The organism is Saxibacter everestensis, from assembly GCF_025787225.1.
GTDB lineage: Bacteria > Actinomycetota > Actinomycetes > Actinomycetales > Brevibacteriaceae > Saxibacter > Saxibacter everestensis.
The window spans coordinates 3480560-3507122 of the sequence record NZ_CP090958.1 but is presented as its reverse complement, the minus strand read 5'-3'; the positions used below and the strand labels follow the sequence as shown (position 1 = coordinate 3507122).

Sequence of the window (26563 nt, the reverse complement as noted above, 5' to 3'; positions counted from 1 at the left end):
TCAGTGTGGGCGATAACGAAGGAACCAGCTCTCAAGGGCTCCCACGATGACGTTCATGGCGAGGACGAGGATTCCGGTAACGACGAGCAGTCCGTATACCGCCGCCGATTGATAATTCTCAGTTGCCTGCTGAATCTGTCCCCCCAATCCGTTTATCCGCGTGACGATCTCAACGAGAAGAACGATGATGAGGAGGATGGGGGTCGCAAGCCGCAAGCCTTGGAGAATCGCCGGAGTGATCGATGGCAGGAGGACTTTTCTGAACGTGCTTTTCCTATCGAGTCGGAGTACTCGTGCGACGTCGAACAGGATCGGGTCGAGCCCACGCGCTGTGGCGCGCACCTGAAGCAGGATCGGCCAGATCGCGCTTAACACCACCACCCCGACCTTCATGTCCTGGCTGTAACCCGCGATCAGGACGGCGAGGGGAACAATCGCGGCAGGGGGCAGCACTCGGAAGAACTCGAAGATCGGGCCAAACATCCGGTCGAGGACGCGGTAACGGCCGACGAGCGCGCCAAGTATCGTGCCGAGGACCGTGGCGATGGTGACCGAGATGGCGAAAGTCGCGATCGTGTCGAGAAGGGCCGCGGGCAAGGTCCCGTCCGACCACAGCCGAACCAGCTGCTCCACCCAGGAAAGTGGAGGCGGGGCATAGACGCTCTTCGCCGGCCCGAACAACTGCCAGAGCACGAGGATGACGACGAGGGGCAAGAGACCGCGCAACGGCGGGATTGACGGCCGTTTTCCTCCGAAACCGTTAGCGAGGGCGGAGCCGCGCTTGGCGGCACCCCGTCCGGCGCGCCCGGAACGGGCATCCGTCCCCGCGCGATTGATCCGTTCCGTCCCGAGGGCCATCAGGCGTCCTCTCGCAACGAAGCTACGATCCCCGGCCGGACCAATCGGATGAGAACGATGAACAATCGGTTGAGGATCATACCGAGGATTCCGATCGTGATGATATAGGCGAACATATTCGCCGGCTGAAGCGCCTGCTGTTGCATGATCAACTGGAAACCGACGCCCGCCGGATTGCCGACCATCTCCGCGGCAACGGCAAGCGTGAGCGCGAGGCCGAGGGCCAATCGCAGACCCACGATGATCGAACCCGCGGCAGCGGGAAGCATGACCTTGAAGATCGTGTTGACCCGGGAGACCTGAAGAGTCCGGGCAGTGTCGAGGTAGAGGCCCTCAACCCGGCGAATGCCCTCTACTGTGTTGATCAGCACTGGCCACAACGAAGCATAGATTGCGACCACCAACTCCATCTGCAACGAGAATCCCAGCAGTAGCGCGGCCACCGAAACGAAACAAATAGCGGGGATCGAACGAAGGAAATCGATCGTGGCCATGCCGTACTTCCAGCTGGCAGCAGAGATTCCCAGCCAGACTCCGACGACGAGCCCGATCAGGGAGCCAGAGACCCAGCCGATTCCGGCGGCGGTGAGAGTGTGCCCGATGTCCTGGAGCATCTGACCGGATAGAAGCAGCTGGAACCACGAATTGATTACCTCGGACGGCGCCGGAAAGAAGACCAGCGTGACGACGCCGAGCGCCACGACCAGCTGCCAGGTCACAGCGAGCCCGACCAGGAAGAGCATTCCCGGGAGGTTGATGCCTTTGAGCGCGCGTCGCACCCATGACTGGGATGTCCGGACCGAGACGCTCATGGCGCCACCGCGTGAATGGCTTGGTGGACCTTGTGCCTCAGCTTCAAATACTCGTCCGACTCCTTCGTGGTGATCTGGTCGCGTGGCCGGGGCAGGTCGACGCCGATCTCGTGAGTTATCGTCGCTGGCGTCCCATTGATCACGAGGACCCGGTCACTCAGGTACACAGCTTCTTCGATGTCGTGCGTGACGAAGACCACCGTTGCGTTTGTGGCGTCTCGAAGGCGCTGGAGCTCGTCCTGCATCGCCGATTTCGTCATGGCGTCGAGCGCGCCGAACGGCTCGTCCATCAGGAGTACGTCGGGGCGGACTGCCAGAGCGCGGGCGATCTGAACCCGTTGCTGCATGCCTCCCGAAAGGCGCCACGGGTAGTCCTTCTTGCTGCCCGCTAGGCCAACCAGTTCGAGCGCTCGGGAAATCCGCTCGTTCATCTCAGCTCGGGGCACCTTGCCCTCGAGCCCGAGGGCGACGTTTCTGGCTACGGAACGCCATGGGAGTAGCGAAGCGCTGTAGTTCTGGAAGACGAGCACGACGCCCTCGGGTGGCGAGGTGACCTCATCCTCCGCATAGCGGACGAGCGAGCCGGGCGTGGTCGCCACCAGGCCACAGAGTGCTCTTAACAGCGTCGTCTTGCCGGTTCCCGATGGTCCGCAGATCGAAAGGAACTCTCCCTTTCCGACGGTGAAATTGAGTTCACTCAGAATGCTCTTTTTCTCACGACCAACGATGAAGTCGACACCGAGGTTGACGACCTGATAGCTCGGGCTGTTCAAGGTCATGGGCGAAACACTCCTGGATCTGTCGACATTGACAGGACCATCCGGCTGAGTTTGAAGAATGCGACCTTTGCCGCGGCCCGCGAGCTCAGCGCGGTTGCCTCATTCATCCATACTAAGTTGGCCGAATCAATCGGACAAAGTGATTGTTTCTATAATGTTCATAGCTCTGTCTTATGCCTGGCTGGGATTAAGGCGCTAGGCGAAGATTGATGGTCTTCACCTGGGTGTAGCTGATCAGCTCGTCGACTGACTCCTCTTTCCCAATTCCGGACCCTTTGTAACCACCGAAGGGGATGCCCGTGTAGTGCGAGGCGGCGTCGTTGATCCAGATGTACCCGGTGTCCAGCTCGTGTGCGAGCAGGTGGGCCCGTGAAATGGAGTTGCTCCAGATCGCTCCGGTCAGTCCGTAACGCACCGAGTTTGCGAGCCGCACCACTTCTGCCTCGTCCTGCCACCTGAAGGCTGACAAGACCGGGCCGAAAACCTCCTCGCGTGCAATCCCGCTTCCGGGATCCACCTGGTCGAAGACGGTTGGCGACACGTAATAGCCGCGGTCACCCACATTCTCAGGCCGTCCTCCGCCCGTCACCAGTACTGCGCCGTCCTCCCTTGCCATGTCCACGTAGCGCAGCGTCTTGTCGAACTGAGCCTGACTCGCAAGGGTTCCCATCTCCGTCGAGGGGTCCAGCGGATTGCCGATCCGAATTCCGGCAATCAGACGAACTACCTCGTCCAGCAATTCGTCGGCGATGTCCTGATGGACGAAAAGGCGGCTGGTCGAGCTGCAGGACTGGCTCTGCCAGCCACGGAAGTTCATCCCCTTCACAACCCCCTCCGCTGCCGCCGCCATGTCCACGTCGGAGCAAACGATGATCGCGTTCTTGCCACCCAACTCGAGAGAGATGTCCTTGACGGCTACGTCGGCGGCATCCCGCTGAATCGCCCGTCCGGTGAGTTCACTGCCGATGAATCCGATCCTCTTGACATCTGGGTGGCGGACGATCGCTCGAGGGAGATCCGGGCCCTTGCCGACCAGCACGCTTAGTAAACCCTTCGGCAGGACGTCCTGGAAAAGCTCCCCCATCCTCAGGGCCGACAGCGCGCTGTTGTCGGAGGGCTTCAGAATCACTGCGTTGCCGGCGACCAGCGGCGCGGCGATCTTCTGAATGGCGAACATCACTGGATGGTTGAAGGCGACGATCCGCGCGACGACGCCGAAAGGTTCCCGCCGCGTGTAATGCAGATGCGAGGTCATGTCGTTGTATGTCTCACCGGAGAGAAACAGTGCCGCATCCGCCATGAACTCAAGGGAATCGGCCCCCATCTCGACGTCACCCAGCATCGGCGTGTACGCGTTGCCTACGTCGATAGCATCCAGCGCTGCCAGCTCTCCGCTATGCTCCCGCACGATCGTTGCGAGACCACGGACGATCTCGCCGCGCTCCCTGGGGGCACGCCTTGCCCAGTCCCTGGCGGCGGCCTGCCCCAGCCGCACCGCCGCTTCCACGTCCTCCTCTCCGCCGTCGGGCAGCCGGCAGACGACGTCCTCAGTAACCGGGCTGATGTTGTCGTACATCCGGCCGCTTATCGCCGGCCTCGGCTCGCCGCCAACTATCAGGCGCCAATCGTGGGACCGCACCGCATCCGGATCGGTCAGCCGCATACGGCTTGTCTGCTCGCTCATCGTCACTCCTCTTCTCATCCAGTTCATTGCTCTGCTGCATAACCGGCCCGATGCCACAACTGCCTACGGGCTCAATGTGCCTCTCGGCTGATTGCGATACGCGGTGGGCGGGCGGCCGGGTCGACAATTACGTCGATCACGGTCGGACGGCCGGAATCCAGTGCAGCGGCCAGCGTTTCCGCAACCTGCCCCGGCTTGTCGATCCGGTATCCGTCGGCACCGAAAAGCTCGGCAAGCCGAGCGAAGTCGGGATTGCCGTGTTCGACGCCGAACGGCTCCCCGTAAAGCTCGAGACGCTTGCGCTGCGAGCCGAGACTGAAATTGTTGAACACGATGACAACGGCGGGAAGATTCTCCCTCACCATCGTCTCGAGGTCCCCGAGTTGCAGCATGAACTCTCCGTCGCCCACGCACGCGATGACGGTCTGCTCGGGACGCGCGAGCTTTGCCCCCATCGCGTAGCCAAGCGCGCAGCCCAGAGCGCCGAGCGCCGCCGAGACCAGATGCGTTCCTGGTTCACGAACCGGCACTGCGTAGCCGTAAAAGCCGTGATCTCCCGCCCCGTGAGTGAATATGGCGTCCCGCGGCGCCTGCCGGATCAGTTCATTGATGATCTCGGTGGGCTGAACCAGGCTGGAGCCGCCGTCGGAAGCTAGCCATGCTTCGAACCACTCCTGACGGTTTCGGGAGAGCGACGCTACCCACTCGTATCGCGATGCCGGAACGGACGGCTCGGCTATCCCGGGTTGCTGAAGGAGCTGGTGGGTGAAAGTTCCAGCGTCCGACACGATCTCCAAGGTGATTGGCCGCTCCTTGGCCAGGGACGTCGGCTCGATGTCGACCTGAATGACCACCGCCTCCGACGCTAGGAGGGTGCCGCGCGCCGTCTGCAGATCGGAGATCCGCGAACCAATGGCGAGGACGGTATCCGCCTCCGAAACAACCCGATCCGCAGGAGCGTAGCCGAGGATGCCCGATGGGCCGAAGGAGAGTTCATGATCCTCCGCTATCACGCCGCGTGAGGTCGGCGTGTTGACGACCGGGGCGTGCAGCTTTTCGGCAAGCGTGGTGATTGCGTCTGCTGCGCCGGCCGCCACCGCGCCCCCGCCGACAAGGATGACGAGGCGTCGAGCCTTGCCCACGAGACTGGCTGCTTCGACCACAGCCGTCGGATCCGGCCAAACCCGATAGGCGTCGCGTTCGGGTTTTTCCATGATTGGCTCCCCGTCGAACTCCGCGGTCGACACGTCGATGGGGAGGTCAACCTGCGCCACTCCGGGCTTGCCGGAGACCGCGGCCCGCAGGGCTGTGCGCACGGCAGCTACGGCGTGGTCCGGACGCTCGACCCTCGTCTGCCATTTCACAAAGGCGCTCATTGGACGCAGCACGTCCTGGGTCTGCCAGTAGGAGCGTTCCATGGCGATCCGCTCCTGAGTCGCGCTCAGTACCAGCATGGGAACGGAGTCCCGGGCCGCAGCGGCGATCCCCAAACTTGCTGCGAGGGCCCCTGACGCGCCGTGGACAAGCAGGCAGCCGGGCTTCCGGTCGAGCCGGCCCGTCGCGTCGATGATGGCGGCAGCCACCTGTTCATGACGGACCGGTATGTAGCGGGCTTGGCTGCTCGCGGCCACGCCGACCACGTACGGGGCGCTCGTCGAACCCACCATTCCGGCGAAATGCCTGACGCCGGTAGATTCGAGATACTCGAGAACAGCCTGATAGGTCTTCATTCACGTTCTCCCGCTTCCCTCGGTGTGATCTGTGTGAACCGTCCGCCCGTCGCCGGACGGACGGGCTGGCGACTACGTGCAGGCATCAGGATCAGGCAGATACGAGGTGTCGACGAGCGACTTCATATCCACCGTGTTCTCCAGGTAGCCGACCTTCACCATTGCGTCCACCCCAGCCTGAAGAGCTGTAGCGCTGGGGCAGGCATCTGGGTTCCGGTAGTAGTCCTTCTCAGTTCCGTAGAAGAGGTCCAGAACATCCACCGGGGTTTTGGAGACGTCGGAAATGATCTTCATGGCTTCGTCGCGATTCGCCGGGTCATCGAGCCATTTGATACCGCTCACCCAATCCGCCAGGAAGGACTTTGCGGCCTCGGGGTTTTCCTTCAGGAAGTCGTTTCGCGCGACCACGGCGATAGCCGAATTCTCCCCAACCGATTCCTTCGCCGTGGTGAGCACCTTGACACCGCCCTCCTGCATCTCCTGTTCCGAGAAGGGCTGGACCATCGAGCCGACGTCGATCCGTCCGTCCCGTAATGCCTGGCCCATCGCACCGAAGCCGATCTCGACGAACCTGACATCGCTCTCGGGATCGAGCCCCGCCTTGATGAGTGCATTCCTGAAAATGACATCGACGGCGGTACCGACCGAGTTCACCCCGATGTTCTTTCCCTTCAGATCTTTGACCGAGTCGATGCCACTGTCTTCCTTGACAAGGTAGGTGTTCGAGAATTTGCCAGGATAGCCATCGATGAAATGGCCGGCCACAATGGAGAAGCCGTCAGGCACTGCGTTCTGCTGCTGGGCCGAGGCGATTGTGCTGAAGGCGAGCGTGGCAAATTCGACCTCGCCTGCAACCAGTAAGCTCTGCGCCTCGGGAGTACCTTTGGCGAACGTCATCTCCAACCTGTAGTCCTCTCCGTTGCCCTTCACAACGCCCTTGTCCTCCAGCTCGCCGTTGAAGATCGCCGCCTCTTGCTCGTTTGGCGGGAGGGCGCCACCGGTGGAGAAGTGGATATCGACCGGTCCTCCGCCGGCCCCGCTGTTTCCGCCAGGCGAACAGCCGGCGGTGATCAGCAGCATCACCAGACAGGCTGCCGAGAGGCCGAAGGTACGGCGATTGGTTGCCGCACCCGGGCGGACCCCATTCTGTGACTTCGAATGGATTTTCATGGCTGTGTCCTTTCTTGGTGCTGCCGAGCGGGTTTGCTCGGTTGTCGAAGTTGAAATGAGCGGTTCATACCTGGCGGCCTGCTGCTATCTGAATGGCGGACGGGTACTCGCCCACGGGCGCGCAGCCTCGATAACGCGTGCAAGCGCGAGCACGGCTCGGTCCGAGAATCGCTTGCCAACGATCTGAATGCCGACTGGGAGGCCATCTGCCGTGAATCCCGCCGGCACTGAGACTGCCGGATGACCCGAGAGATTGAAGGGGTAGGTATACGGGAACCAGTCCCGGAATGAGGTCGTCGGAACGCCATCGATAACGCTCGGGCCCGTCAGCCCGATCTCGAACGCAGGGACCGAAAGGGTGGGGGTCACGATGAAGTCGTACTCACCCAGCACCCGTTCGGTTTCGACGTAGACCGCGCTTCGTGCCCTGAGTCCCGTCCGCACGTCGTCAACGCCCATCTTCTGGCCAAGCCGGATGTAGTCGACCACTTCCGGGTCCATTCGATCCGCCCACTCGTCGAGTCGGTTGCCGGTTTCGATAGCACGCTTGAACGGAACCAAGATGGAATAGGCGAGAGCTGCCGGGCTCAGATCGATCCCGACTTCCTCGACATCGGCTGTGGAGCCGATATCAGTGAGGGCCTCTCGGACGATGCTGAGCACCTCGGGCTCAATCGTGGCGAATCCGATCGAGGAACTCCATGCCACCGATAGCCGCCCTGCGTGCCTGAGCGGAAGATCGACCGCTGGAACCGACAGGGGATCGTCAGGATCCAGCCCTTCGAGCACGCCGAGCCCAAGCTCCAGATCGTCAACCGTCCTGCTGATCAGGCCGACGTGGAAGAGCTGATCCCAGGGAAAGAGATTCGGTGCGAAGGGGATCCTCCCGCCTGTCGGTTTCAGGCCTGCGACTCCGCACAGCGCTGCCGGCATCCGGATGGATCCAGCTTGGTCGTTTCCGACGGCAAGCGGGCCGAGTCCGGCTGCCACCGCCGCGGCTGCCCCACCGCTGGAGCCTCCGACCACCTTGGTCAGATCCCATGGATTACGGGTGATTCCCAGGAGCGGTGAGTCCACGACGCCCTTGGTTGCGAACTCAGGTAAGGCCGTCTTCCCGATGATCACGGCACCAGCCGCCTTTAGCCGCCGGACGCAGACGGCATCAGAGTCGGGAACGTACTCGGCGAAGACGCGGGAACCATAACTGGTGCGAATGCCAGCCGTCTCGATATTGTCCTTGACTGAAACCGGCACCCCGAGGAGGGGAAATTTCGTGGTCTCCTCGCCCGCGGCGACGACCGAATCCGCTCGCCGGGCTGCGTCAACTGCGCTGGCTGCCACCGTGCAGTAGGCATTGAGCTGGCTCTCGCGGATTCGGTCGATGAGCGCGAGTGTGAACTCGGACGAAGAAAGCTCTCCGCGGCGTATGCGAGCGGCGATCCCGGCAGCTGATTCGAAGAACAGCGTCTCGTCCATCTGATATCAACCATCCCGGGCTCGATCGCTTGCATCCCATGGCAGGAACACGCGCCGGCTCCAGAGCAGGAGTTGATCGAGCAGCACACCGAAGATGAGGACCGCCACAAGCGCGGCAAGCACTGTTGGTGTCTGGAGGAAGCGGTAGCCGTAGATGAGCAGGAATCCGAGGCCACCCCCTCCGCCAACCATCTCGGCCACGAAGGTGACGATGACGGCGAGTGGCAGTGCGACCCGGACGCCGCTGAACACGAAAGGAACTGAGGCGGGAAGGATGACCCTTCTGAACAGAGCGATACCGTGGCTCCCCATCGATTGCGCCGACCACAGTAGCTGTCTGTTCATATTGCGCGCGCCCTCGAATGTCGACACAGCGATAGGAAAGAAGCAAGTGAGCGCCACCAGCCAGATCTTTGACTCGTCGCCGGAGCCGAACCATATGGTGAACGCGGGTAGCAGCGTAATGGTGGGCAGCGGAAACCCAACCGCCACGACCGGATTGAAGAACCAACGCACGGACAACACCCGAGCCATTGCCAGGCCAACCGCCATCCCGACGACCGCGGCGATGAACAGTCCAATGAATGAGCGATAGGTAGTTACCCAAAGCGCCCACGGTAGTTCGCCCGTCACTGTCAGTCTCGCCAGGCGCTGGATGACAACGGAGAATGGCGGAAGGAGGACGGGCGATGTCAGGCCCAGCCGGCTGACTGCTTCCCAGAGCACCGCGACCGCAAGGATCGGAAGCAGGCCGGTGAGCCTGTGCATCGCGAAGGAAACGCCGCCCCTATGCACCGCTCGCACCGTCCTTTTCAGTCCAGCGAAGAAGCCAGCCTTTGAGCGCGAGGAAGAGCTGGTCCAGAACGAATGCCGCGATGATCACGATGAAGATCGACGCGAACATGTAGTTGTAATTGCCCGCTTCTCCGAAGAGGAATATGAACCTGCCGACTCCGACGTAGGATGCGACCATCTCCGCCGAGATGACGATTACGATGCTGAACGCCTGTGCGATCCGAACTCCGTTGAGGATCTGGGGCAGCGCGGCCGGGAAGATGACGGTCCAGAGCAGCCGCCTTTTCGACGTCCCCATCGACTGTGCTGACCACACGAAAACCTCCGGTACCGACTCGGCACCATGGAACGTCGTGATCACGATCGGCACGAATGCGCCGATGAATACGACGAAGATGCTCGACGCATCGCCTACTCCGAGCCAGAGGAAGACGATGGGGATGAGCGCCGTCTTCGGCAAGGTGTAGGTCAGTGCGACGAGTGGATACGACACCGCGTACAGCGCCCGAACCCGGGCCATTGCAAGCCCGAGTGCCACGCCGAGCACCACACCGAGCAGAAGACCTGCTTCGGCCCGGTAAACGGTGACGATCAAGTGATGGAAGATCTCGGCTTCGGCGACGAGATCGGCGCCTGCGCTGACTACCGAGAAGAACGAGGGGACGGTTTTCGGATTCAGGATGCCGGCCCAGGACAGCAGCTGCCAGAGGCCTGCCAGAATGGCCAGCGGAGCACCGTATTTGAGGACGCCAAGCACGGTGCTCGCGGCTTTTGAAGACGGAACGTGCCTCGATCTCGCGGCAGTCCCCGGCAAGTGCTCTGTACCGACCGGCGTTGTCATGGCGTCATCCTGGTGGTGAGTTCCACCTCTTCGCGCACCGATAGCCAGACGTCGTTGCGGATGCTGTTGAACTCGTCGGAGACCATCACGAACTCCCTCGGTTTGCTCCGATCAATATCGACGTCGACCTCGCTTTTCACCCTTCCCGGCCTGGCATACATCACAATCAGTCGCTGTGAGCAGAACACGGCCTCCCCGACATCATGGGTGACCATCAACACTGTTTTTCCGGTCTCCTGCCAGATCCGGAGCAATTGGTCCTGCATGACCTCTCTGGTCTGGGAATCCAGCGCTCCGAACGGCTCGTCGAGGAGCAGTATGTCGGGATCGCAGGCGAGGGTGCGTGCAATGGCAACGCGCTGCTTCATCCCACCGGAAAGCTCCTTGGGGTACCGATGCTCGAAGCCCACCAGTCCGATGTCACGGATGCGCTGCTCCGCTACCTCTCGCTGTTCGTTCTTGGACAGTCCGCGATGACGCAGCCCGTACATGGTGTTGCCAAGCACTGTGAGCCAGGGAAAGAGAGCGTACTCCTGAAAGACGATCCCGCGGTCCGTCCCGGGGCCGGAAACCTCAGAGCTGTTCACCTTCACCGAGCCGCGATCGAACTTGGTGAAGCCGGCGATGATGTAAAGCAGGGTGCTCTTGCCGCATCCACTCGGGCCGATGATCGAGACGAACTCTCCCGGATTCACCGCGAGGGAGACATCCTCGAGGGCGATAACCGGATCTGCACCTTTGGCAGAGAAGACCTTCTGGACGCCGGTAATCTCGATCGCAGCTACCATGCCCAGGCCGCCCTAGTGTAGCGCCCAGCGCAGCCCGGCGAAGCGGTTTTTGTGGGAAAAGGCAGAAGCATCGGAGCCCGCAATCGTCATTGATTACCGAAACTATAGCACTTAACTACCTGACTTACATGTGTATATTTGGATAATATTTGGTTCTTACCGTCATTGATGCGGCTGATATGCGGGCGCGCTTCTGCCAGGGCAGGATCGATCTGGGAGGCTTCCCGGCGTTGGTATCCGGTGAGAGTCAGCAGGTGACACTGCTAATCAAGGGCCGACGGGACCCTTTCACGCTGAGGGCGGCTTGTTTGTCGGCGGTTCCGCCGAGAAAGCGTCCCGCCGCCATCGGTGCCGCTGCCGGGCTGCTCGCTCAGTCGTCGTCTTCGCCGCCAGTAGTGTTCGCGATGACCTCGCCTGAGGCGGCGTCGATCTTGACCGAGTGCTTGGTGCCGCCGCTTCCGGCGAGGTCGCCCTCCCACACCGTCTTGCCACGATAGGTGTCGAGGTTGAGTTCCGTTATCTCGGCGTCGGCGACGGCATCCCGCATTGCCTTGGCGGCCGCACGGTAGTCCAGCTTGGCTGCCTTGACCCGGTCCTGATGCTTCGCTTTGTCCGCTGCGTCGTCATCCTCCTTCGTCGGGCCCTCGGTCACGCTGCCGTCGGACCTGGAGATCAGCATCTCGTGCTCGGTGCCGTCGCTGGTGACGACCTGCACCTCCCAGACCGCGCGCCGCTCTTCGGTCTCGATCGAGATCAGCGTGCTGTCGGGGACCGCCTTCAAGGCGGCCGCTCCCGCATCCTCGAGCGCGAGGGACGCCTCAGCACTGGGCTGCGTCGTCGCCTCACCACTCGTTGGGGCCGAGGAGTCGCCGGTGGCTGTGGTGCTGGTTTCGGACGACGGGGCCGGCTCCGAGCCGTCGTCGTCGCCCGAGTTCCCGCAGCCGGTGAGCGCTACCGCCAGGCAGCTGGCTAGCAGTAGCTTCCGTCCCGGTCGGTGAAGTGCGTCGCCCCAGGACGGTTGTGTATCGGTTCGGCTAAACATTGCCATGTCGATCAGTCCTTCCGCTGGGTGCGCGCAACCGTGCGCTGTTTAGTTACTATCCAAGCTACGCCGGTCGCCCCGGCATCGGCGGGAGCGGGGCCGGGCTGTTTCCAGGCCCGGATCGATTCCGTCGAACTTTCCACGCATGCCGCTTAGGCCAGATGCGCCCCAGGATCGGTTCGTCTGCCACCGGACAAGCACGCAGCCAATACCCGCAGAGCCTATGTGGAAATCCACATTGTGACTTCCGGAGGGCTGTGGTTCACCCTTCAACAACATAGGGTGAAAATCTGCTGGTAGCTAGGTTTACCTGCTGCTAGCTAGGATTGGGAGTGAGGTGAGTCGATGTCGTTCGTCAGCCGAACCAGGGAGCTGGAACAGCTCTCCGCCGTCGTATCCTCACCGCGCGAGTCATCGCTCCTGGTAACCGGGCCCCGTGGCTGCGGTAAGACGGCGCTCCTGGCTGAGGCTGCCGGCCGCCGGATATCCGAGAATGTGGTGCACGTCCGGGTCAATCCGACCGAGGCGACCTGGCCGCTGTCCGGGCTCTCAATGCTTATCGGCGCGGTAGGCGAAACGCGCGACGCCGATCCGGGACGCTATATCGAAAGCCCCGAGGCCGGGAAACCCGACAACTTCATGATCGCGGCGCGGATCGTCCACGACCTGAAAACCGCTGACTCCCCATGGCTGAGCCTTTTCATCGACGACATCGATCAGATGGATCCGGACAGCCAGGCGATCATCGGCTATATTTCCCGCCGGGTCCAGGGGACGGGTCTGCGGATAATCGCATCGGTCCGCAGTGCCTCCGCCGAGAGTCCGTTCGCCGGCCTGCCGACGCTGACTCTCGACCCCTTGGGCCTTCAGGCCTCCATCGAGCTGGCCCGATTATGGGCGGGAGCCGGTGCGGCGATGTCCACGGTGCGTGCCGTGGCGGGAACAGCGGCCGGACATCCACTCGCGATGGAGGAGATTCTCCGCCTGCTGTGCCTGCGTCAGATATCGGGACGCGACCCTTTGGTCCACCCCCTGAAGATCGGGCCGGTCACGATCGGGCAGGTGTGTCCGGACTTTTCGACCCTGAGCCCACAAGGCAAAGAAGTTCTCGCGACCCTCTCGACGGCATATGCCGTCCATTGCCGCTCGATAGAGCGCTCATTCGAGGGGGAATGGGAAGGACTCGGCGAGCTGATCGCCAATGACCTTGTGGTCAGAACCGGAAGGTACGTGCGGATTCGACAACCGATAGTTCGATCGTGTGTGTACTGGAGCATCTCTGCCCGCGAGAGGTTGCGGCTTCATCAGAACATGGTCGAGCAGTCGCTCATCAACGACGGGCTGGCCGTCGCCTGGCACCGCAGTTTCGTCGAGATCGCCGAGCGCACCGCAGACGAGCTGCTGCGCGCAGGATTGACCCTGATCAACGACGGGGCGATCGACTCCGGGATCGAGCACGTGGAGCGAGCTCTCACACTCCGAGCCGAGGATGACGACGTCGCTGCGGTGCTGGCCGACATCGCGCAAGCGTTGTTCGGCCAGGCGGAATTCGCCTACGCGACCACGTGCATCGAGCGAGCACAGCGGATGGCCCGCGACGACGCCGTACAGCTGCGACTCGCTACCCAGCGCATCCGGCTCGACTACACCCAGACGCAGACCATCACGCCCAGCCTCATCCATGGGCCGCTCGATAGCTTTGGCGACTCCGACCATGACGGCGCCGCGCACCTTCTGTCCCTGGCCGCTCTGTACCATGCCGACAAATGGGAGACCGGGACGAGCCGATTCCTGCTTGGCCGGGCACGCCAATACCTGGCGGAAGCATCGCCGGAGACCTTGCAACTGCACGGAGCGGTGGAGGGGTTCATCTGCGTGCTCGAAGGTGATCCGAAACGCGCGCTGGTGTTGTACGACGAGCTAAGACTGCACAGCCTCGCTGACGTGTCGCCAACCGTTCTGATAATCGTTGCCCGCAGCCTCACCTACGCCGAGCGGTACAACACTGCGCGGGATGTCTTTGCCGTTCTGATGTCGCACAGCGCCCAGGTCGCGCCTGTCTGGGCCCGGATCAGCCAGTACTTCCTCGCCGAGACCGAAGTCCGGGCGGGTAACGACCGCCGCGCCCGGGAAGCGATCGAAGCGGCGATGAACACACCGGACGGCCCTGAGATCTATGGAACCCTGAGCCGAGTGCTGTCGGCCTGGTATTGGCAGTCAAAGGGACGGCCGGAGCTTGCTCGCCCGATTATCGACGAGGCGCATCAGCTGACCCACGGCGGCCAACACACCTCGGGCGCCGCCCAACTGTGGGCATCCCAGGGGCGGTTCGCCCTGATGAGGGCGGACTACGACGAGGCGCACAGGTACTTGATGCGGGCCCGCGAGATCAGCCTGACCATCAATAATCCGACCGAATTGCAGTACGAAGCCGACCTGGTGGAAACGCTCGTTGCGCTCGGCCGGCGACCGGCCGCGGCCCAGCTGCTCGAGAGCTTCGAGGAGCGAAACGAAACCAGCCCGTCCCGGTGGGCCACACTTGCGATTGCCAGGTGCCGGGCTCTGCTGGCTACGGGTGAGCTGTCGCTGGCGCTGTATCGGACTGCACTGGAGCAACTATCTCCCGCCGACTCCGAACTCGAACGAGCACGGACGTTGCTTAGTTATGGAAAGCAGTTGTGCGCGCTTGATCATTCGCGTGCGGGTCGTGAGGTGCTGGCCGACGCGAAAACCCACTTCGACGAGATCGGGGCCACCGCCTGGGTCGGGCAAATCGAGCGATTGCTCGATGGCGATGGGCCCGGGAAGCATGCGGGATCACCTCTGGCGCAGCTCACCGAGGCCGAAAGGCTTGTTGCCGAGCGGGTGCGGGCCGGATACCGGAACAAGGACATTGGCGCCGAACTCTACGTTTCGGTGCGAACAGTCGAGGTTCGGCTGACCAGCATCTACCGGAAGCTGGATGTGAAGTCGCGTTCGCAACTGACCGCGCTGATGGCTCGCGATTACCGGGTAACCGCGAACTAGGTGCTGACGGCAGCGGCTGGCGAACTACGCCACGAGCAGGACCCCGCATAGCCCGACCGCGGCAACGAATATGGTGCTGAACGCTGCTAGCAGGAATGGCCTCAGCCCGACCCGCCTGATCACGGAAATGTGCACGCCGGCGCCGAGGGCGAACATTGCGGCGGAGAGCAATGCGGTCTGGGCGATTCTGCCGCCATCGAGCACGGGGTCGGACAGCAGCCCGGTTGTTCGCAGTAGTGACATCGCGATGAACCCGAGCACGAATAGCGGGATCAACGGTGGTCGCTTGCCTCCGGCCGACGCCGTGTTGAGCCGGCGTTGCCGCCAACCGACTATCGCCATTACCGGGGCAAGCATCATCACGCGGGCCAGTTTGACCACGACGGCCAGCCCGAGGGCTGCGCTGCCGACCGCCCCTCCGGCGGCAACGACCTGTGCCACTTCGTGAATCGAAGCACCGGCCCAGAGGCCGGTCTGGGTGTTGCTCAGTCCAAGAAGTTCGCCGGCCAGGGGGACAAGCGGAATCATCAGGGTGCCGAAGATGACCACGAGCGCAACGCTGGTTACCACCTCTTCTTCCTCTGCCTCGACCACGCCGTCCACGGCGGCCACTGCCGCCGCACCGCAGATAGAGAACCCGCAGCCGATCAACAGACGGGATGTGAAGCCAATGCCTAGCAGTCGTCCGATCAGCAGGGTGAAGACGATGCCAAGGCCGACAACCGCGATCACGACGCCGATCATTCCGGCGCCGAGGCCGGCAATTTCATGAAGTGACACCTGAAGGCCAAGTAGCACGACGCCAAGCCGGAGCAGCTTCTTTGCGGCGACGGTTAAGCCGCTCTCCAGTGAGCTGGGCACGGGAAAGGCGTTGCGCATCACCACGCCGAGCACTATCGCGATGAGCAGCGTCGAAACTGTAGGCAGGAAGTGCCCGACAAACAGCGCGATGCCGACCGCGGCAGCGCAGGCCGCTAGTCCGGGCAACACCGCCCAACTCTCGTTCCGCGATGGACTGTCCACGGGGCTGGTGCGGGCTTCACGGCTCATACCTCCACGCTCGCAGCACTGTTGCCGGGGCAGTAGCGGGCAATATCGCATCGGCTCATATCGTATTGATATGACCGCATCGATGCCCTGGCCGGATCTGTCCACACTTGAGCTGTTGGTTGCCGTAGCGGAGCATGGCAGTCTGGGTTCCGGGGCTCGGGCTCTTGGAATGGCTCAGCCAAACGCGAGTCGGGCGATCAAAGGGTTGGAGCGGTCGCTGGGCATTGTGCTCTTGCGACGGACGCCGCGTGGTTCAACTGTCACGCCGGAGGGTGCGACAGTCGTCGATTGGGCTCGAGCGGTGCTCGAGGCCGCCGGCCATCTCTTGCTCGGGGCAGAGTCGCTTGGCGCGCAACACAATTCCCAGCTCCGGATTGCCGCAAGCATGACCGTCGCGGAGTACCTGATGCCCGCCTGGCTGGCAGAACTGCGTCGCGAGCAGCCGGAGCTGAAGATCAAGTTAACCGTGTGCAACTCTTCCGAGGTGTTCGAACGGTTGGCCGACGGTGATTGCGAACTCGGGTTCGTCGAGTCGCCGGGGGTGCCGTCCGGATTGCGCAGCGTCACGGTGGCTCGGGACAGGCTCGTAGTGGTGGTTGGCGCGAGCCACCCCTGGGCGGGTCGACGACGCCCGGTCCGGATAGAAGAACTGGCCTCGACGCCGCTCGTCGTGCGGGAGGCTGGTTCGGGCACGCGGACGGTGCTGGACAGGGCGCTGCGCGGTTTCGATCCTGTGCCGCCCACGTTGGAACTCGGCAGTAACGCGGCTGTACGGGTGAGCGTGAGCTCCGGCATGGCACCGGCTGTTCTGAGTACTCTCGCGGTGGATTCCGCGCTGCGCTCCGGCGAACTGCGGGCGGTGTCCGTTGACGGACTCAACCTCGAGCGCCGGCTGCGCGCGGCGTGGCCGGCTCCGCATCGGCTGGCTGGTCCTGCCGGGGACCTGGTTCGGCTGGCGAAGGAAATCGGCACCCCCTGATCACCAACGATCGCAACTCTGCCAGCTTCACCTGTCGGCGGTCTGCCTCCAGGCGGCCGGAATCCCTAGGAACGGTTGGCGCAACGGATTGGCGCGGCCGGCGCGATGGTGTGCGTCTTCATGCGGGTCGGTCCAGATCGCCTGCAGTCCATTGACGCGTTTGCCGTAGAAGCGGTGTGCCGTCAGAAAACACTCGGAGCGGGCGATGACGTCGACGAACTCGAAGTCAAGGCCCTGAACACGACACGTCATGCCCGCTTCGACGACGTGTCCGTGGCCCAGCACCCACTCGGCCATTTCGTTAAGGATGGGAAACGATCGCTGCATGCTGAGACCGATGATCGCGATCTCCGGATGCTTGCGCAGCGTCAGTCCAACGGTGTAAGCGAAGGGCGGATCATCGTCATAGATACTTTGGATCGCGACGCCGAAGCGGGCGACCATGTCGCGCATGTTTCGGTCAGATTCCGCCAGGATCATGCCATTGCAAATGTCGCACATTTCTCCTCCAAATTTGGTCTTTGCGTCGAATCATGGCACCCGGCACCGACAGTGATTCTGCTCGGTCGAAGCCACTGGCGCAGCCCCGCCTTGACCATTGGAGATGCTGCCAACTGTTGACAGTTACTCTGGACGATGGTGGGATGAACCCAGACGACCGAAAGGACGGCAATGGGGCAGTTCACTCGGGGTGCGCTCGGCCTGCTGGCCGAGCCGCTCGCAATCAGGACATCCAGCACCATCAACCGCTTTGTGACCACGGCGCACGCCGAGCATCTGGCCGACGGCGGGTTGCTCACACCGCATCTGATCGACTATCACGCCCGCCGTGCCGCCGGCGGTGTCGGCCTGATGTTCGTCTTCGGCTCGGGGACCGTGAGCCGGCAGGCGGACAATTCGCACAACATCAGCTTGTGGGACCCGGAGAACGATGGCCGGCTCGCCGAGCTGGCCCGGCGGGTGCACGAATACCCGACATTGTTGATTGCCCAGGCGTCGCACCGCAGCGTCCGCGAGTTTCCTTCCGGCGCCAACCCTTATCTCCAGTCGCCGTCACCGCGTCCGGCATTGAACCGTCTCGGAACACCGCACGTGCTCGATGCCGAGGACATCCGCGGGATTGTCGAAGACTACGTGGCGGCCGCCATCCGCCTGCAGCGCTCCGGGTTCGACGGGATCGAACTCACCGGCCTGGGCAGCCACCTGATGGAACTTTTCTGGAGCCCTGTCTTCAATCGACGAGAGGACGAATACGGTGGATCGTTCGAAAACCGGATGCGCTTCGCGACCACAGTGGTCCACGCGGTGCGATCCGCCGTCGCCGAGGACTTCATCATCAGCTTCCGGTTGAGTGGCGACACCCAGACCGATCAGTTGGGCCTCAGTCCGGAGGACATGGTTGCGATTGCGAAATACCTGAACGGGCTTGAGTGCATCGACCTGTTCAGTGTGAGCGGGGGTAGTGGCGTGTCGCCGGACGCCGCAGCGGGAACGGTGCCGACGGAGGCGTACGACGAGGCCTGCTATGTCCGGCACTCGCGCACGATCAAGCAGGTCGTCGACGTGCCGGTGGTAGTCGCCGGCCGGATACTGACCGCCGAGCGGGCCGAGCAGGTGCTAACCGACGGAGATGCCGATCTGGTGGCGATGACGAGAGCCATCATCGCCGATCCCGATCTACCAAAGAACGCACTAACCAATCGCGGTGAGCTCAGCCGCCCATGCATCTCGATCAACGAGGGATGTCGGCGGGTCACTCTGCATCAGAACCTGGCGTGCACAGTCAATCCCGCGATCGAACTCGGCTACCTGCAGGACCCGCCTGATGTCCTCGAGCCAAAGCGTGTGCTGGTGATAGGCGCCGGACCGGCCGGACTTGAAGCGGCCCGGGTAGCGGCGGCCCGCGGGCACTCGGTGGATGTCCTGGAGAGATCGGATCGGGCCGGTGGACAGGTGAAAATTGCTGCATTGGACCCACAGCGCCCCAATCTCGCCAGGCATGTCGACTGGTCCGTTCGTGAGCTCGCCAGGCTCGGAGTCAACTTGCGGTACAACGCGAATATCACAGATGCTCAGGCCCTCGCCAAGGATTACGACCGGGTGATAGTCGCCACCGGCGCTCGTGCGGTCTTGCCATGGCACCTCTCGTCCCCGGACTCGCGATTGTGTACCGATGTGGATGTCTGGACCGGGCAGGCCGTCATCCCCGCCGAAGGCAGGATCATTGTATTTGACTCCGAGGGCTACGGGCGAGGCGGCCGGGTGGCGAACTACCTGGCGGCGTCGACGGCCGCAGAAGTGATCCTGGCATGCCCGCAGACGGCGCCGCTCGAAAATCTGGAACTGCCGAACAAGCCACCGATACTGCGTGGCTTCGCCCGCAACGACGTCGACGTCCTGACCGATATGGAGCTCGACGAGCGATGCACAGCCGCGCCCGAACTGCGGCATCGATGGTCGGGTATGGCTCGGTCATTGGATGACATGGACCTCGTGGTGTTCGTCGGATATCGCGAGGCTCAAGACGAGATCTTTCGAGGCCTGAAATGCCCGGCGTCCGACGGCTTGGAATCCGGCCCGTTCGTCGAGGTGATCGGCGACGCGAAGGCGCCGCGTCTGATGCGCACTGCGATCAGCGAAGGCGCGCTCGCCGGCTTCGGCGAATAGCTTCCGGGTGTTAGGTGGTCTGAATCACACTTTCTTTATGAAAACTGTTGACAGTTCACAAAGCGGCTGATGCCATAGAGGTAGCACAAGCAATAACTACAGTTCGAGGAGGATTGGCGGATGGGGCGACTGAAGGTCGGCGTCGTAGGGCTTGGCACCATGGGCTCGCAGGTGCTCTGGCAGCTGAGCAAGCGCGGTGTCGATGCCACCGGGTTCGAGACATACTTCCCCGGCCATTCGCGGGGTGCCGCCGGCGGAGAGACCCGGCTCTTCCGCAACATTGAACTCGAAGACCTTCGATACGCCCCGATAGTCGCGCGGGCCAGTGAAATCTGGGACGACCTGCAAGGTGTTTCCGGCCGCGAACTCCGGGTGATATCCGGTGCCCTGGTGATGGGCTCTCCGGCTCATACTCAGATGCAGACCGCGCTTGTCGCCGCTCATCAGTCCGGAAAGCCCTATGAAGTGCTCGACCGTGCTGAGCTGCGTGCCAGGCATCCGCAGTTCGAGGTGGATCCGGGCGACATTGCGATCTGGGATCGCACTGGGGGCTCGATTCGACCGGAACTCACCGTCGCGACCGCTGCCGATCTCGCCGAACAAAACGGTGCGACGATCAACCGGGGCAGCAAGGTGCGGGAGATCAACGAGACGCACGGCGGGGTCACCGTGGTGACCGATGCCGGACGGTTCGACTTCGATCGAGTCGTCGTTGCGGCCGGTGGCTGGATCAACCAGCTGCTGCCCCGGTTCGAATCGCTGATCACGGTCAGGCGGTTGATCTCCGCCTGGTACTTCGGCCGGGACGCGGAATACCTCAAGACGGTGGTGCCGTTCATCCGCACTGCCCCGACCTACTGTTACGGGCTTCCGGTGCCCGATCGCACCGCGATGAAGCTCGGAGTAGGTTATGAAGACCACCTCCCGGCCGACCGGCCCGATGAGGTCGAGCGGATCGCGCGTCCAGACGAGCTGGCCCCATTCGAACGCGTCATCGCCCGTTACATGCCAGGGCTCAACCCTTATCCGATGCGAACGGAGACGTATATCGAGACGTACACGCCCGACCGCCACGAGTGGATCGGCGAACATCCGGACATGGGAAATGTCGTGGTGCTTGCCGGGTTTTCCGGTCATGGCTTCAAAATGAGTCCGGCGATCGGAGAGATCGGCGCTGAACTGGCCATCGACGGAAAAACCGGGCTGGACATCGACTTCTTAAATCACGAGGGGGAGCTGTGAATCGTCAATTCGACAACCGGCGTGCACAGCATAATCGAGCTTTCGACCGGCGCCAGTTCCTTAAATTCGCGGGGGCGGCGGGCGCGGCCGGAGCCGGCACACTGGCATTAGGCGGCTGCGCATCGACTTTTGGCACCCAGCGGGAGAATGCCGTGGTATTTGTCTCCGACGGAGGCGAATACCAGAAGGCTCAACGGGATTTTTGGCTGACGCCTTTCCAAAGGCTCCACCCGGAACTGCGGGTCACCGAGGACGTGCCCAAGAGTTACGCCCGGCTCAAGGCGATGGTCGGCAGTGAGAACGTGCTGTGGGACCTGATGACCGCCACGGGTGACTTCGGCTACGGCAGCGACCGGGACTTTCTCGTCGACTTCACCGGCCGGGGGTTGCCACTTGAGCAGTTGATGCCGGATTACACCCACGAATCGATCGTCGGCCACACGATGTTCTCGAATGTGCTGGCCTTCCGCACCGACAAGTTCGAAGGGAGGAAGCCCGAGGGATGGGCCGACTTCTTCGACCTGGACAAGTTCCCCGGACGACGCGGACTACGGAACTTTCCTTCCGGTGCCGTGCTCGAGATTGCACTCACCGCGGACGGCGTCGCACCGGAGGATCTGTATCCGCTCGATTTCGACCGGGCCTTCGCCAAGCTGGACACGATCAAGGACAACACGGTGTTCTGGACCTCCGGAGCGCAGTCGGCGCAGCTGATCGCCGACGGCGAAGTGAGCATGACCCAGGTGTGGAATGGCCGGGTGTACAACCTGCAAAAGGAGGGTGCGCCGATCGAGATCCAGTGGAATCAGCACTTCATTCAGGCCGATTCTCTCGTCGTTCCGCGAGGCGCAAACGTCGAGTACGCGATGGAACTGGCTAAGTTCTGTCTCTCGGCAGAGAACAACGCCAAGCTGACAGAGGCGATTCCTTATGGGCCGACCAACCAGGAGTCATTGAAGTTCATCAATAAGGCGATGATCGATCACCTGCCGACCAGCTACCTGGACATCGGCATCAATTTCGATAACGAGTGGCTCAATGCGCACCGAGCCGAAGTGGATTCCAGATGGCAGAATTGGGTGAGGACGGCATGAGCAGTGGCGCAAACACCACGAGAAAACAGGTGCTTGAAGGGCACGCCAGCTGGAATGTGCTGATCTGGCCAGCGCTGATCTTTATGGCCGCGCTGTTCCTGCTGCCATTCATTCAGACCGCGGTCCGCTCGCTGACCGATCCTGGTCCGGAAAACTACGGCATCTTCCTCAGCGATCCGATTTACCTCAGATCGCTGCTGACCACCTTCACAACCGCGATAATCGTGACTGTCGTCGCACTGCTGATCGCCTATCCGTACGCGTACCTGATGTATCGGGCGACGCCGAGAATGGCCGGGGTACTCACGCTCCTCGTCATGTTGCCGTTCTTCACCAGTCTCCTGGTGCGCACCTACGCCTGGACGGTGTGGTTGCAGCAAACCGGCATCATCAACTCGGCCCTGCTGAATCTGGGAATCATCGAGTCACCATTGGCGCTGATGCGGAACACGCTCGGAGTCGCGATCGGGATGACGCATTCGCTGCTGCCATTCATGGTGTTCCCGATCTACGCCTCGATGCGCCGGGTGCCGCCGAATCTTATGCCGGCCGCTCGCAGCCTCGGCGCCAATAACCCCCTGGCCTTCCGGACTGTGTTCATGCCGCTGACGACGCCGGGCATCGTTTCCGGTTGCCTGATCGTATTCGTGATGTCGCTGGGCTACTACGTCACGCCGGCTCTGCTCGGGGCGCCGGACAACGCCATGCTCTCCGAGCTGGTGGTGAACCAGGTCGAACAACAAATCGAGTTCGGCACCGGTTCGGCGATTGGCATGGTGTTGCTGCTGGTGACCCTGATCGTGCTGTTCATCGGGACCCGGGTGGTCCGGTTCAAAGACATAGTGACAGGAGGCCGCTAATGCGACGCAATACATCTCTTGGACTGAAGGTTTTCGGTGCCATCGTCGGCGTCCTGCTGATCTTGCCGACGCTCGTCGTGGTGCCGATGTCATTCTCCTCGAGTGCATTTCTCAGTTTCCCGCCGAAGGGACTGTCGCTCGAGTGGTACCGGGTATTCTTCACCGATCCGGTCTGGATGACGGCGGTCGGGCAGAGTCTGCAGATCGCCGTCTGCACCACGATCCTGGCCATAGTGCTCGGCATAATGACCTCGCTTGCCCTGATCCGCGGCCGGTTCCACGGCAAGAGCGGCGTGCAGGCGCTGATATTGAGTCCGATGATCATGCCGCTCGTGGTCCTCGCGGTCGGGCTGTTCTTCGTATACAGCGACTGGAAGATTCTCGGTTCCCTCGGCGGCCTGGTGCTGGCCCACACAGTGGTGGCCTATCCGCTGGTCTACATAGCAGTGTCGACCAGCCTGCAGGGCCTTGATCAGACCCTGGAACAGGCAGCATCGAGCCTTGGCGCAAAGAAGTGGTTTGCGTTCCGGACGATAACGCTCCCGCTGATCGCTCCAGGCGTTCTCACCGGCGCGCTGTTCGCCTTCACCACAAGCTGGGACGAACTTATTCTGTCAATCTTCCTCTCCAGCCCGACCGTCAAGACGCTGCCGGTGGTGATGTGGCAACAGGTCCAGACAGAGCTGTCGCCATCCCTCGCCGTGGCGGCGACCCTGGTGATGTTCACGACAATCGTGCTGATCCTGCTTGCAGCGTGGATCAGCACCCGCAGGAAGGTAGTGAAACTGTGACTGAGACAAACTCCGATGGGTATGGTGGAGCGCTGTGCCTCACCGACATTCGCAAATCGTACGGCGGCCAGCGTGGAGTTGAGTCGGTCAGCCTCGACGTCCGACCCGGCGAGTTCCTGACCATGCTCGGCCCGTCCGGATCGGGTAAGACGACGACGCTGAACCTGATCGCCGGCTTCATTGACGCGGACTCGGGGTCGATAACCCTTGACGACCGGGAACTCGCCGGCATCCCGCCACACCGACGCGAACTCGGCGTCGTGTTCCAGCAGTACGCCTTGTTCCCGCATATGACCGCAGCGGAGAACGTCGGCTATGCCCTGCGCGTCCGGGGCATCAAAGGCGCCGAACGGAGCAAGCTCGTGGGCGACGCGCTCGACCTCGTTCAACTGGGCGACTACGCCAACCGCAAACCCGCCGAACTATCGGGTGGGCAGCAACAGCGGGTGGCGCTGGCACGGGCATTCGTATTCAAGCCGCGCTTGCTGCTGATGGATGAGCCGCTCGGCGCCCTTGACAAAAAGCTCCGCGAAGCCCTGCAGATTGAGATCACCCGAATCTGCCGGGAGCTCGGCGCCACGGTCATCTATGTCACGCACGACCAGGAGGAAGCGCTGGCGATGAGTGACCGGATCGCGATCTACAACGAGGGCAGGATTGAACAGCTTGGCACGGCCGAAGACCTGTATATGCGGCCGAACTCGCTCTTCGTTGCGGACTTCGTCGGCGAATCCACCGTGCTGCACGGAAAGTACGCCGAAGGCTCGCTGACCTACCACGACCAAGTGCTTGTCACCGACGCCACAACGGCTCCGATAGCCGAGGGCTCCAGCGCGGCAGTGGTTCTGCGGCCAGAAAACCTCGCCGTCCTGCCGGCTTCCAGTCGCGAGCAGGTGCCGGCCGGATTCAATGCCATCGAAGCAACCGTCACCGAGTGGATCTATCTCGGTGTGGCGAAGAAATGCCTGCTGAAAGGCCGTGACGGTACAACGATGACGGCACGGGTCCGGTCTGAGGTCGACACCGGCTCGCTGCGTCCCGGAGACCCGGCGATTGTCGCCTGGGACCCGGCGAAGTCGGTTGTGGTCCCGGGCGATGCGCAACGTACGACAAATTCCCAGCCAGACGTAGTTCCCAACCGCTGAAAGGCCAAGTAATGAGCACAAAACCTGTCGTCACATTCGACTGCTACCGGACCCTGGTCGACTTCGACCTGAACCGGGCAACCCTGCCGATTGTGCGTGACCGGCTCGACGAAGTAGGGGTTGACCACGAGGAATTCCTGGACAACCTTAGGGTCATGAGGTTTCAGGCTGTGGCTCAGCCGTACCAGCGGTACGCTGACATCGTGAAGCAGACCCTCGAAATCTGCATGCTGCTTCATGGCGTGCAGTTCCGGGACGATGACTTCGAACAGTTGATGGCGGAAGCAAAGAAGTTCCCCGCGTTCCCTGAGGTGCCGGAAGCGCTCAGGCGCTTGCGGGCCGGTGGATATGAGCTGGCGATCATCACGAACAGCGATGACGACCTGATTCCGTACCACGTCGCGAACATCGGGGTCGACTTCGACTACGTCGTGACTGCGGAGCAAGCAGGAGCATACAAGCCGCGCGAACAGGCGTTCGAACACCTCTTTGACGTACTGCCGCAGAGCCTTGACCAGATTACGCATGCCGCGCAGGGCTGGGAGTACGACATCATGCCGGCGAAGAAATACGGTATTCGGCGCGTATGGGTGAACCGTTACGGCCGGAAGGGAAGCTCCGTTTACCAGCCGTATGACGAGATCAGTGACTTGTCCGGGCTTCCGCCGCTGCTGGGCGTGTGAGGGGATGCCTTGTCTGAACTGACGCTGGCCGTTCTGGTCGCGGACCAGCGGCCGGACCTATCCGGCCTGGCGGATGTCGAGGTTCGTTTCGCCGAGGCTGAGCAACTGCCGGCGGCGCTGGACGGCGCCGACGCCTTTTTGGTGTGGGACTTCTCCGCCCGGGGAATCCCGCAGGCATGGCCGCGTGCCGCGGAATTGCGCTGGATGCATGTGAACAGCGCCGGGGTCGACCGGGTGCTGACCCGGCAGATCGCCGAAAGCAATGTGGTGATGACGAACGCACGCGGGGTGCTCGACGAGACGATCGCGGAGTACGTGCTCGGCTTGGTCCTGGCCTTCGCCAAGGACCTGCCGGGCACCCTGTCCCGCCAGACTGAGCAGGTCTGGCAGCATCGTCCAACGGAACGGCTTCGCGGATCGAAGGCACTCGTGATCGGCCCGGGTGCGATCGGCCGGAAGATAGCGAAGTACCTTTTCGCCCTCGGTCTCGAGGTTGATGCGGTTGGCCGGACCACCCGTGACGGTGACCCGGTGTTTCGCACCATTCACGCGCAGGCCCGGCTTGCCGAGGTCGCAGGCGACTACGATTACCTGATAGTGGCCGCGCCGCTGACCCCCGAAACCCGTGGGCTGGTGAATGCCAGGGTGATCGCGGCGCTGCCGCCGAATGCGCGACTGATCAACGTCGCGCGCGGGCCGATAGTCGATGAGACAGCCCTGATCGAAGCGCTGCGCAGTGGCGCGATATCGGGTGCTGCGCTCGACGTATGCAACGAGGAGCCATTGCCGGCAGGCCACCCGCTGTGGAACTGCCCGAACACGATAATTTCACCGCATATGGCCGGAGACTTCCATGGCTGGCGTGCTGCGCTGCTCGATGTCTTTTTGACCAACCTCGAACGGTTCAGGATGGGCCAGCCGTTGCTGAACGTCGTCGATAAGAAGTCCGGCTACATTTCTTAGAACTAGCGCTGTGTAGAAACTAAGCAGCGTAGAAACTAGGGCAGTATTGAATGGCCCGGCTGAATGGCTTGATTGAATAGCTGGGCT

General features: G+C 62.3%; 23 protein-coding genes. 10 read left to right on the top strand and 13 right to left on the bottom strand.

Annotated elements, in window-relative coordinates:
• The 11 genes from LWF01_RS16555 to LWF01_RS16505 form a co-directional block, all read right to left on the bottom strand.
• Positions 1–858, bottom strand: a complete 858-nt coding sequence (locus LWF01_RS16555; protein ID WP_349638472.1) for an ABC transporter permease — start codon at positions 856–858, stop codon at positions 1–3.
• Complete coding sequence (locus LWF01_RS16550) at positions 858–1670, bottom strand: ABC transporter permease (RefSeq protein WP_349638471.1); 813 nt, start codon at positions 1668–1670, stop codon at positions 858–860. The genes LWF01_RS16555 and LWF01_RS16550 overlap by 1 nt, the downstream gene beginning before the upstream one ends.
• Positions 1667–2449, bottom strand: coding sequence for an ABC transporter ATP-binding protein (locus tag LWF01_RS16545; RefSeq protein ID WP_349638470.1), 783 nt, complete (start codon positions 2447–2449; stop codon positions 1667–1669). Before LWF01_RS16545 ends, LWF01_RS16550 begins: the two co-directional genes overlap by 4 nt.
• A gap of 187 nt (positions 2450–2636) precedes the next feature.
• Positions 2637–4133 (bottom strand): aldehyde dehydrogenase family protein, encoded by a 1497-nt coding sequence (locus LWF01_RS16540; RefSeq protein ID WP_349638469.1) that lies wholly within the window; start codon positions 4131–4133, stop codon positions 2637–2639.
• Between the two features lie 71 nt (positions 4134–4204).
• Positions 4205–5863 (bottom strand): thiamine pyrophosphate-binding protein, encoded by a 1659-nt coding sequence (locus LWF01_RS16535; RefSeq protein ID WP_349638468.1) that lies wholly within the window; start codon positions 5861–5863, stop codon positions 4205–4207.
• A 72-nt stretch (positions 5864–5935) separates the two neighbouring features.
• The gene (locus tag LWF01_RS16530) at positions 5936–7033 is read right to left on the bottom strand and encodes an ABC transporter substrate-binding protein (protein WP_349638467.1); all 1098 of its coding nucleotides are present in this window, start codon (positions 7031–7033) and stop codon (positions 5936–5938) included.
• A gap of 84 nt (positions 7034–7117) precedes the next feature.
• Complete coding sequence (locus LWF01_RS16525; RefSeq protein ID WP_349638466.1) at positions 7118–8509, bottom strand: amidase; 1392 nt, start codon at positions 8507–8509, stop codon at positions 7118–7120.
• Positions 8510–8515: 6 nt separating this feature from the next.
• Complete coding sequence (locus LWF01_RS16520) at positions 8516–9304, bottom strand: ABC transporter permease (RefSeq protein WP_349638465.1); 789 nt, start codon at positions 9302–9304, stop codon at positions 8516–8518.
• Positions 9297–10145 (bottom strand): ABC transporter permease, encoded by an 849-nt coding sequence (locus LWF01_RS16515; RefSeq protein WP_349638464.1) that lies wholly within the window; start codon positions 10143–10145, stop codon positions 9297–9299. Before LWF01_RS16515 ends, LWF01_RS16520 begins: the two co-directional genes overlap by 8 nt.
• The gene (locus LWF01_RS16510; RefSeq protein WP_349638463.1) at positions 10142–10933 is read right to left on the bottom strand and encodes an ABC transporter ATP-binding protein; all 792 of its coding nucleotides are present in this window, start codon (positions 10931–10933) and stop codon (positions 10142–10144) included. The genes LWF01_RS16515 and LWF01_RS16510 overlap by 4 nt, the downstream gene beginning before the upstream one ends.
• A 370-nt stretch (positions 10934–11303) precedes the next feature.
• Complete coding sequence (locus LWF01_RS16505; RefSeq protein WP_349638462.1) at positions 11304–11981, bottom strand: PepSY domain-containing protein; 678 nt, start codon at positions 11979–11981, stop codon at positions 11304–11306.
• Between the two features lie 339 nt (positions 11982–12320).
• Between LWF01_RS16505 and LWF01_RS16500 the strand changes: the two genes are divergently transcribed.
• A complete protein-coding gene (locus tag LWF01_RS16500; protein ID WP_349638461.1) occupies positions 12321–15002 on the top strand; it encodes a LuxR C-terminal-related transcriptional regulator in 2682 nt (893 codons plus the stop codon).
• A 24-nt stretch (positions 15003–15026) separates the two neighbouring features.
• Here the strand turns inward: LWF01_RS16500 and LWF01_RS16495 are convergent, their stop codons facing one another.
• The gene (locus LWF01_RS16495) at positions 15027–16052 is read right to left on the bottom strand and encodes a YeiH family protein (protein WP_349638460.1); all 1026 of its coding nucleotides are present in this window, start codon (positions 16050–16052) and stop codon (positions 15027–15029) included.
• 70 nt (positions 16053–16122) lie between these two features.
• On the opposite strand from LWF01_RS16495, the gene LWF01_RS16490 reads away from it, so the two are divergent.
• A complete protein-coding gene (locus LWF01_RS16490; RefSeq protein ID WP_349638459.1) occupies positions 16123–17031 on the top strand; it encodes a LysR substrate-binding domain-containing protein in 909 nt (302 codons plus the stop codon).
• Between the two features lie 27 nt (positions 17032–17058).
• Here the strand turns inward: LWF01_RS16490 and LWF01_RS16485 are convergent, their stop codons facing one another.
• Positions 17059–17511 (bottom strand): DUF4262 domain-containing protein, encoded by a 453-nt coding sequence (locus LWF01_RS16485; RefSeq protein ID WP_349638458.1) that lies wholly within the window; start codon positions 17509–17511, stop codon positions 17059–17061.
• 192 nt (positions 17512–17703) lie between these two features.
• On the opposite strand from LWF01_RS16485, the gene LWF01_RS16480 reads away from it, so the two are divergent.
• From LWF01_RS16480 to LWF01_RS16445, 8 genes are all read left to right on the top strand, one after another.
• The gene (locus LWF01_RS16480; protein WP_349638457.1) at positions 17704–19698 is read left to right on the top strand and encodes an oxidoreductase; all 1995 of its coding nucleotides are present in this window, start codon (positions 17704–17706) and stop codon (positions 19696–19698) included.
• Positions 19699–19818: 120 nt separating this feature from the next.
• Entirely contained in the window at positions 19819–20940 is a 1122-nt protein-coding gene (gene solA / locus LWF01_RS16475; protein WP_349638456.1) for an N-methyl-L-tryptophan oxidase, read from the top strand.
• Positions 20937–22034, top strand: a complete 1098-nt coding sequence (locus tag LWF01_RS16470; RefSeq protein ID WP_349638455.1) for an ABC transporter substrate-binding protein — start codon at positions 20937–20939, stop codon at positions 22032–22034. Before solA ends, LWF01_RS16470 begins: the two co-directional genes overlap by 4 nt.
• Positions 22007–22894, top strand: a complete 888-nt coding sequence (locus tag LWF01_RS16465) for an ABC transporter permease (RefSeq protein ID WP_349638454.1) — start codon at positions 22007–22009, stop codon at positions 22892–22894. The genes LWF01_RS16470 and LWF01_RS16465 overlap by 28 nt, the downstream gene beginning before the upstream one ends.
• Positions 22894–23685: an ABC transporter permease gene (locus LWF01_RS16460; RefSeq protein WP_349638453.1), complete on the top strand. Its 792-nt coding sequence runs from the start codon at positions 22894–22896 to the stop codon at positions 23683–23685. The genes LWF01_RS16465 and LWF01_RS16460 overlap by 1 nt, the downstream gene beginning before the upstream one ends.
• On the top strand, positions 23682–24830 hold the full coding sequence (locus tag LWF01_RS16455) for an ABC transporter ATP-binding protein (protein ID WP_349638452.1): 1149 nt from the start codon (positions 23682–23684) through the stop codon (positions 24828–24830). Before LWF01_RS16460 ends, LWF01_RS16455 begins: the two co-directional genes overlap by 4 nt.
• A gap of 11 nt (positions 24831–24841) precedes the next feature.
• Complete coding sequence (locus tag LWF01_RS16450; protein WP_349638451.1) at positions 24842–25513, top strand: haloacid dehalogenase type II; 672 nt, start codon at positions 24842–24844, stop codon at positions 25511–25513.
• A 9-nt stretch (positions 25514–25522) separates the two neighbouring features.
• Positions 25523–26476 carry a D-2-hydroxyacid dehydrogenase gene (locus tag LWF01_RS16445; protein WP_349638450.1) on the top strand — a complete coding sequence of 318 codons (954 nt, stop codon included), beginning with the start codon at positions 25523–25525 and terminating at the stop codon, positions 26474–26476.
• Positions 26477–26563 lie beyond the last annotated feature (87 nt).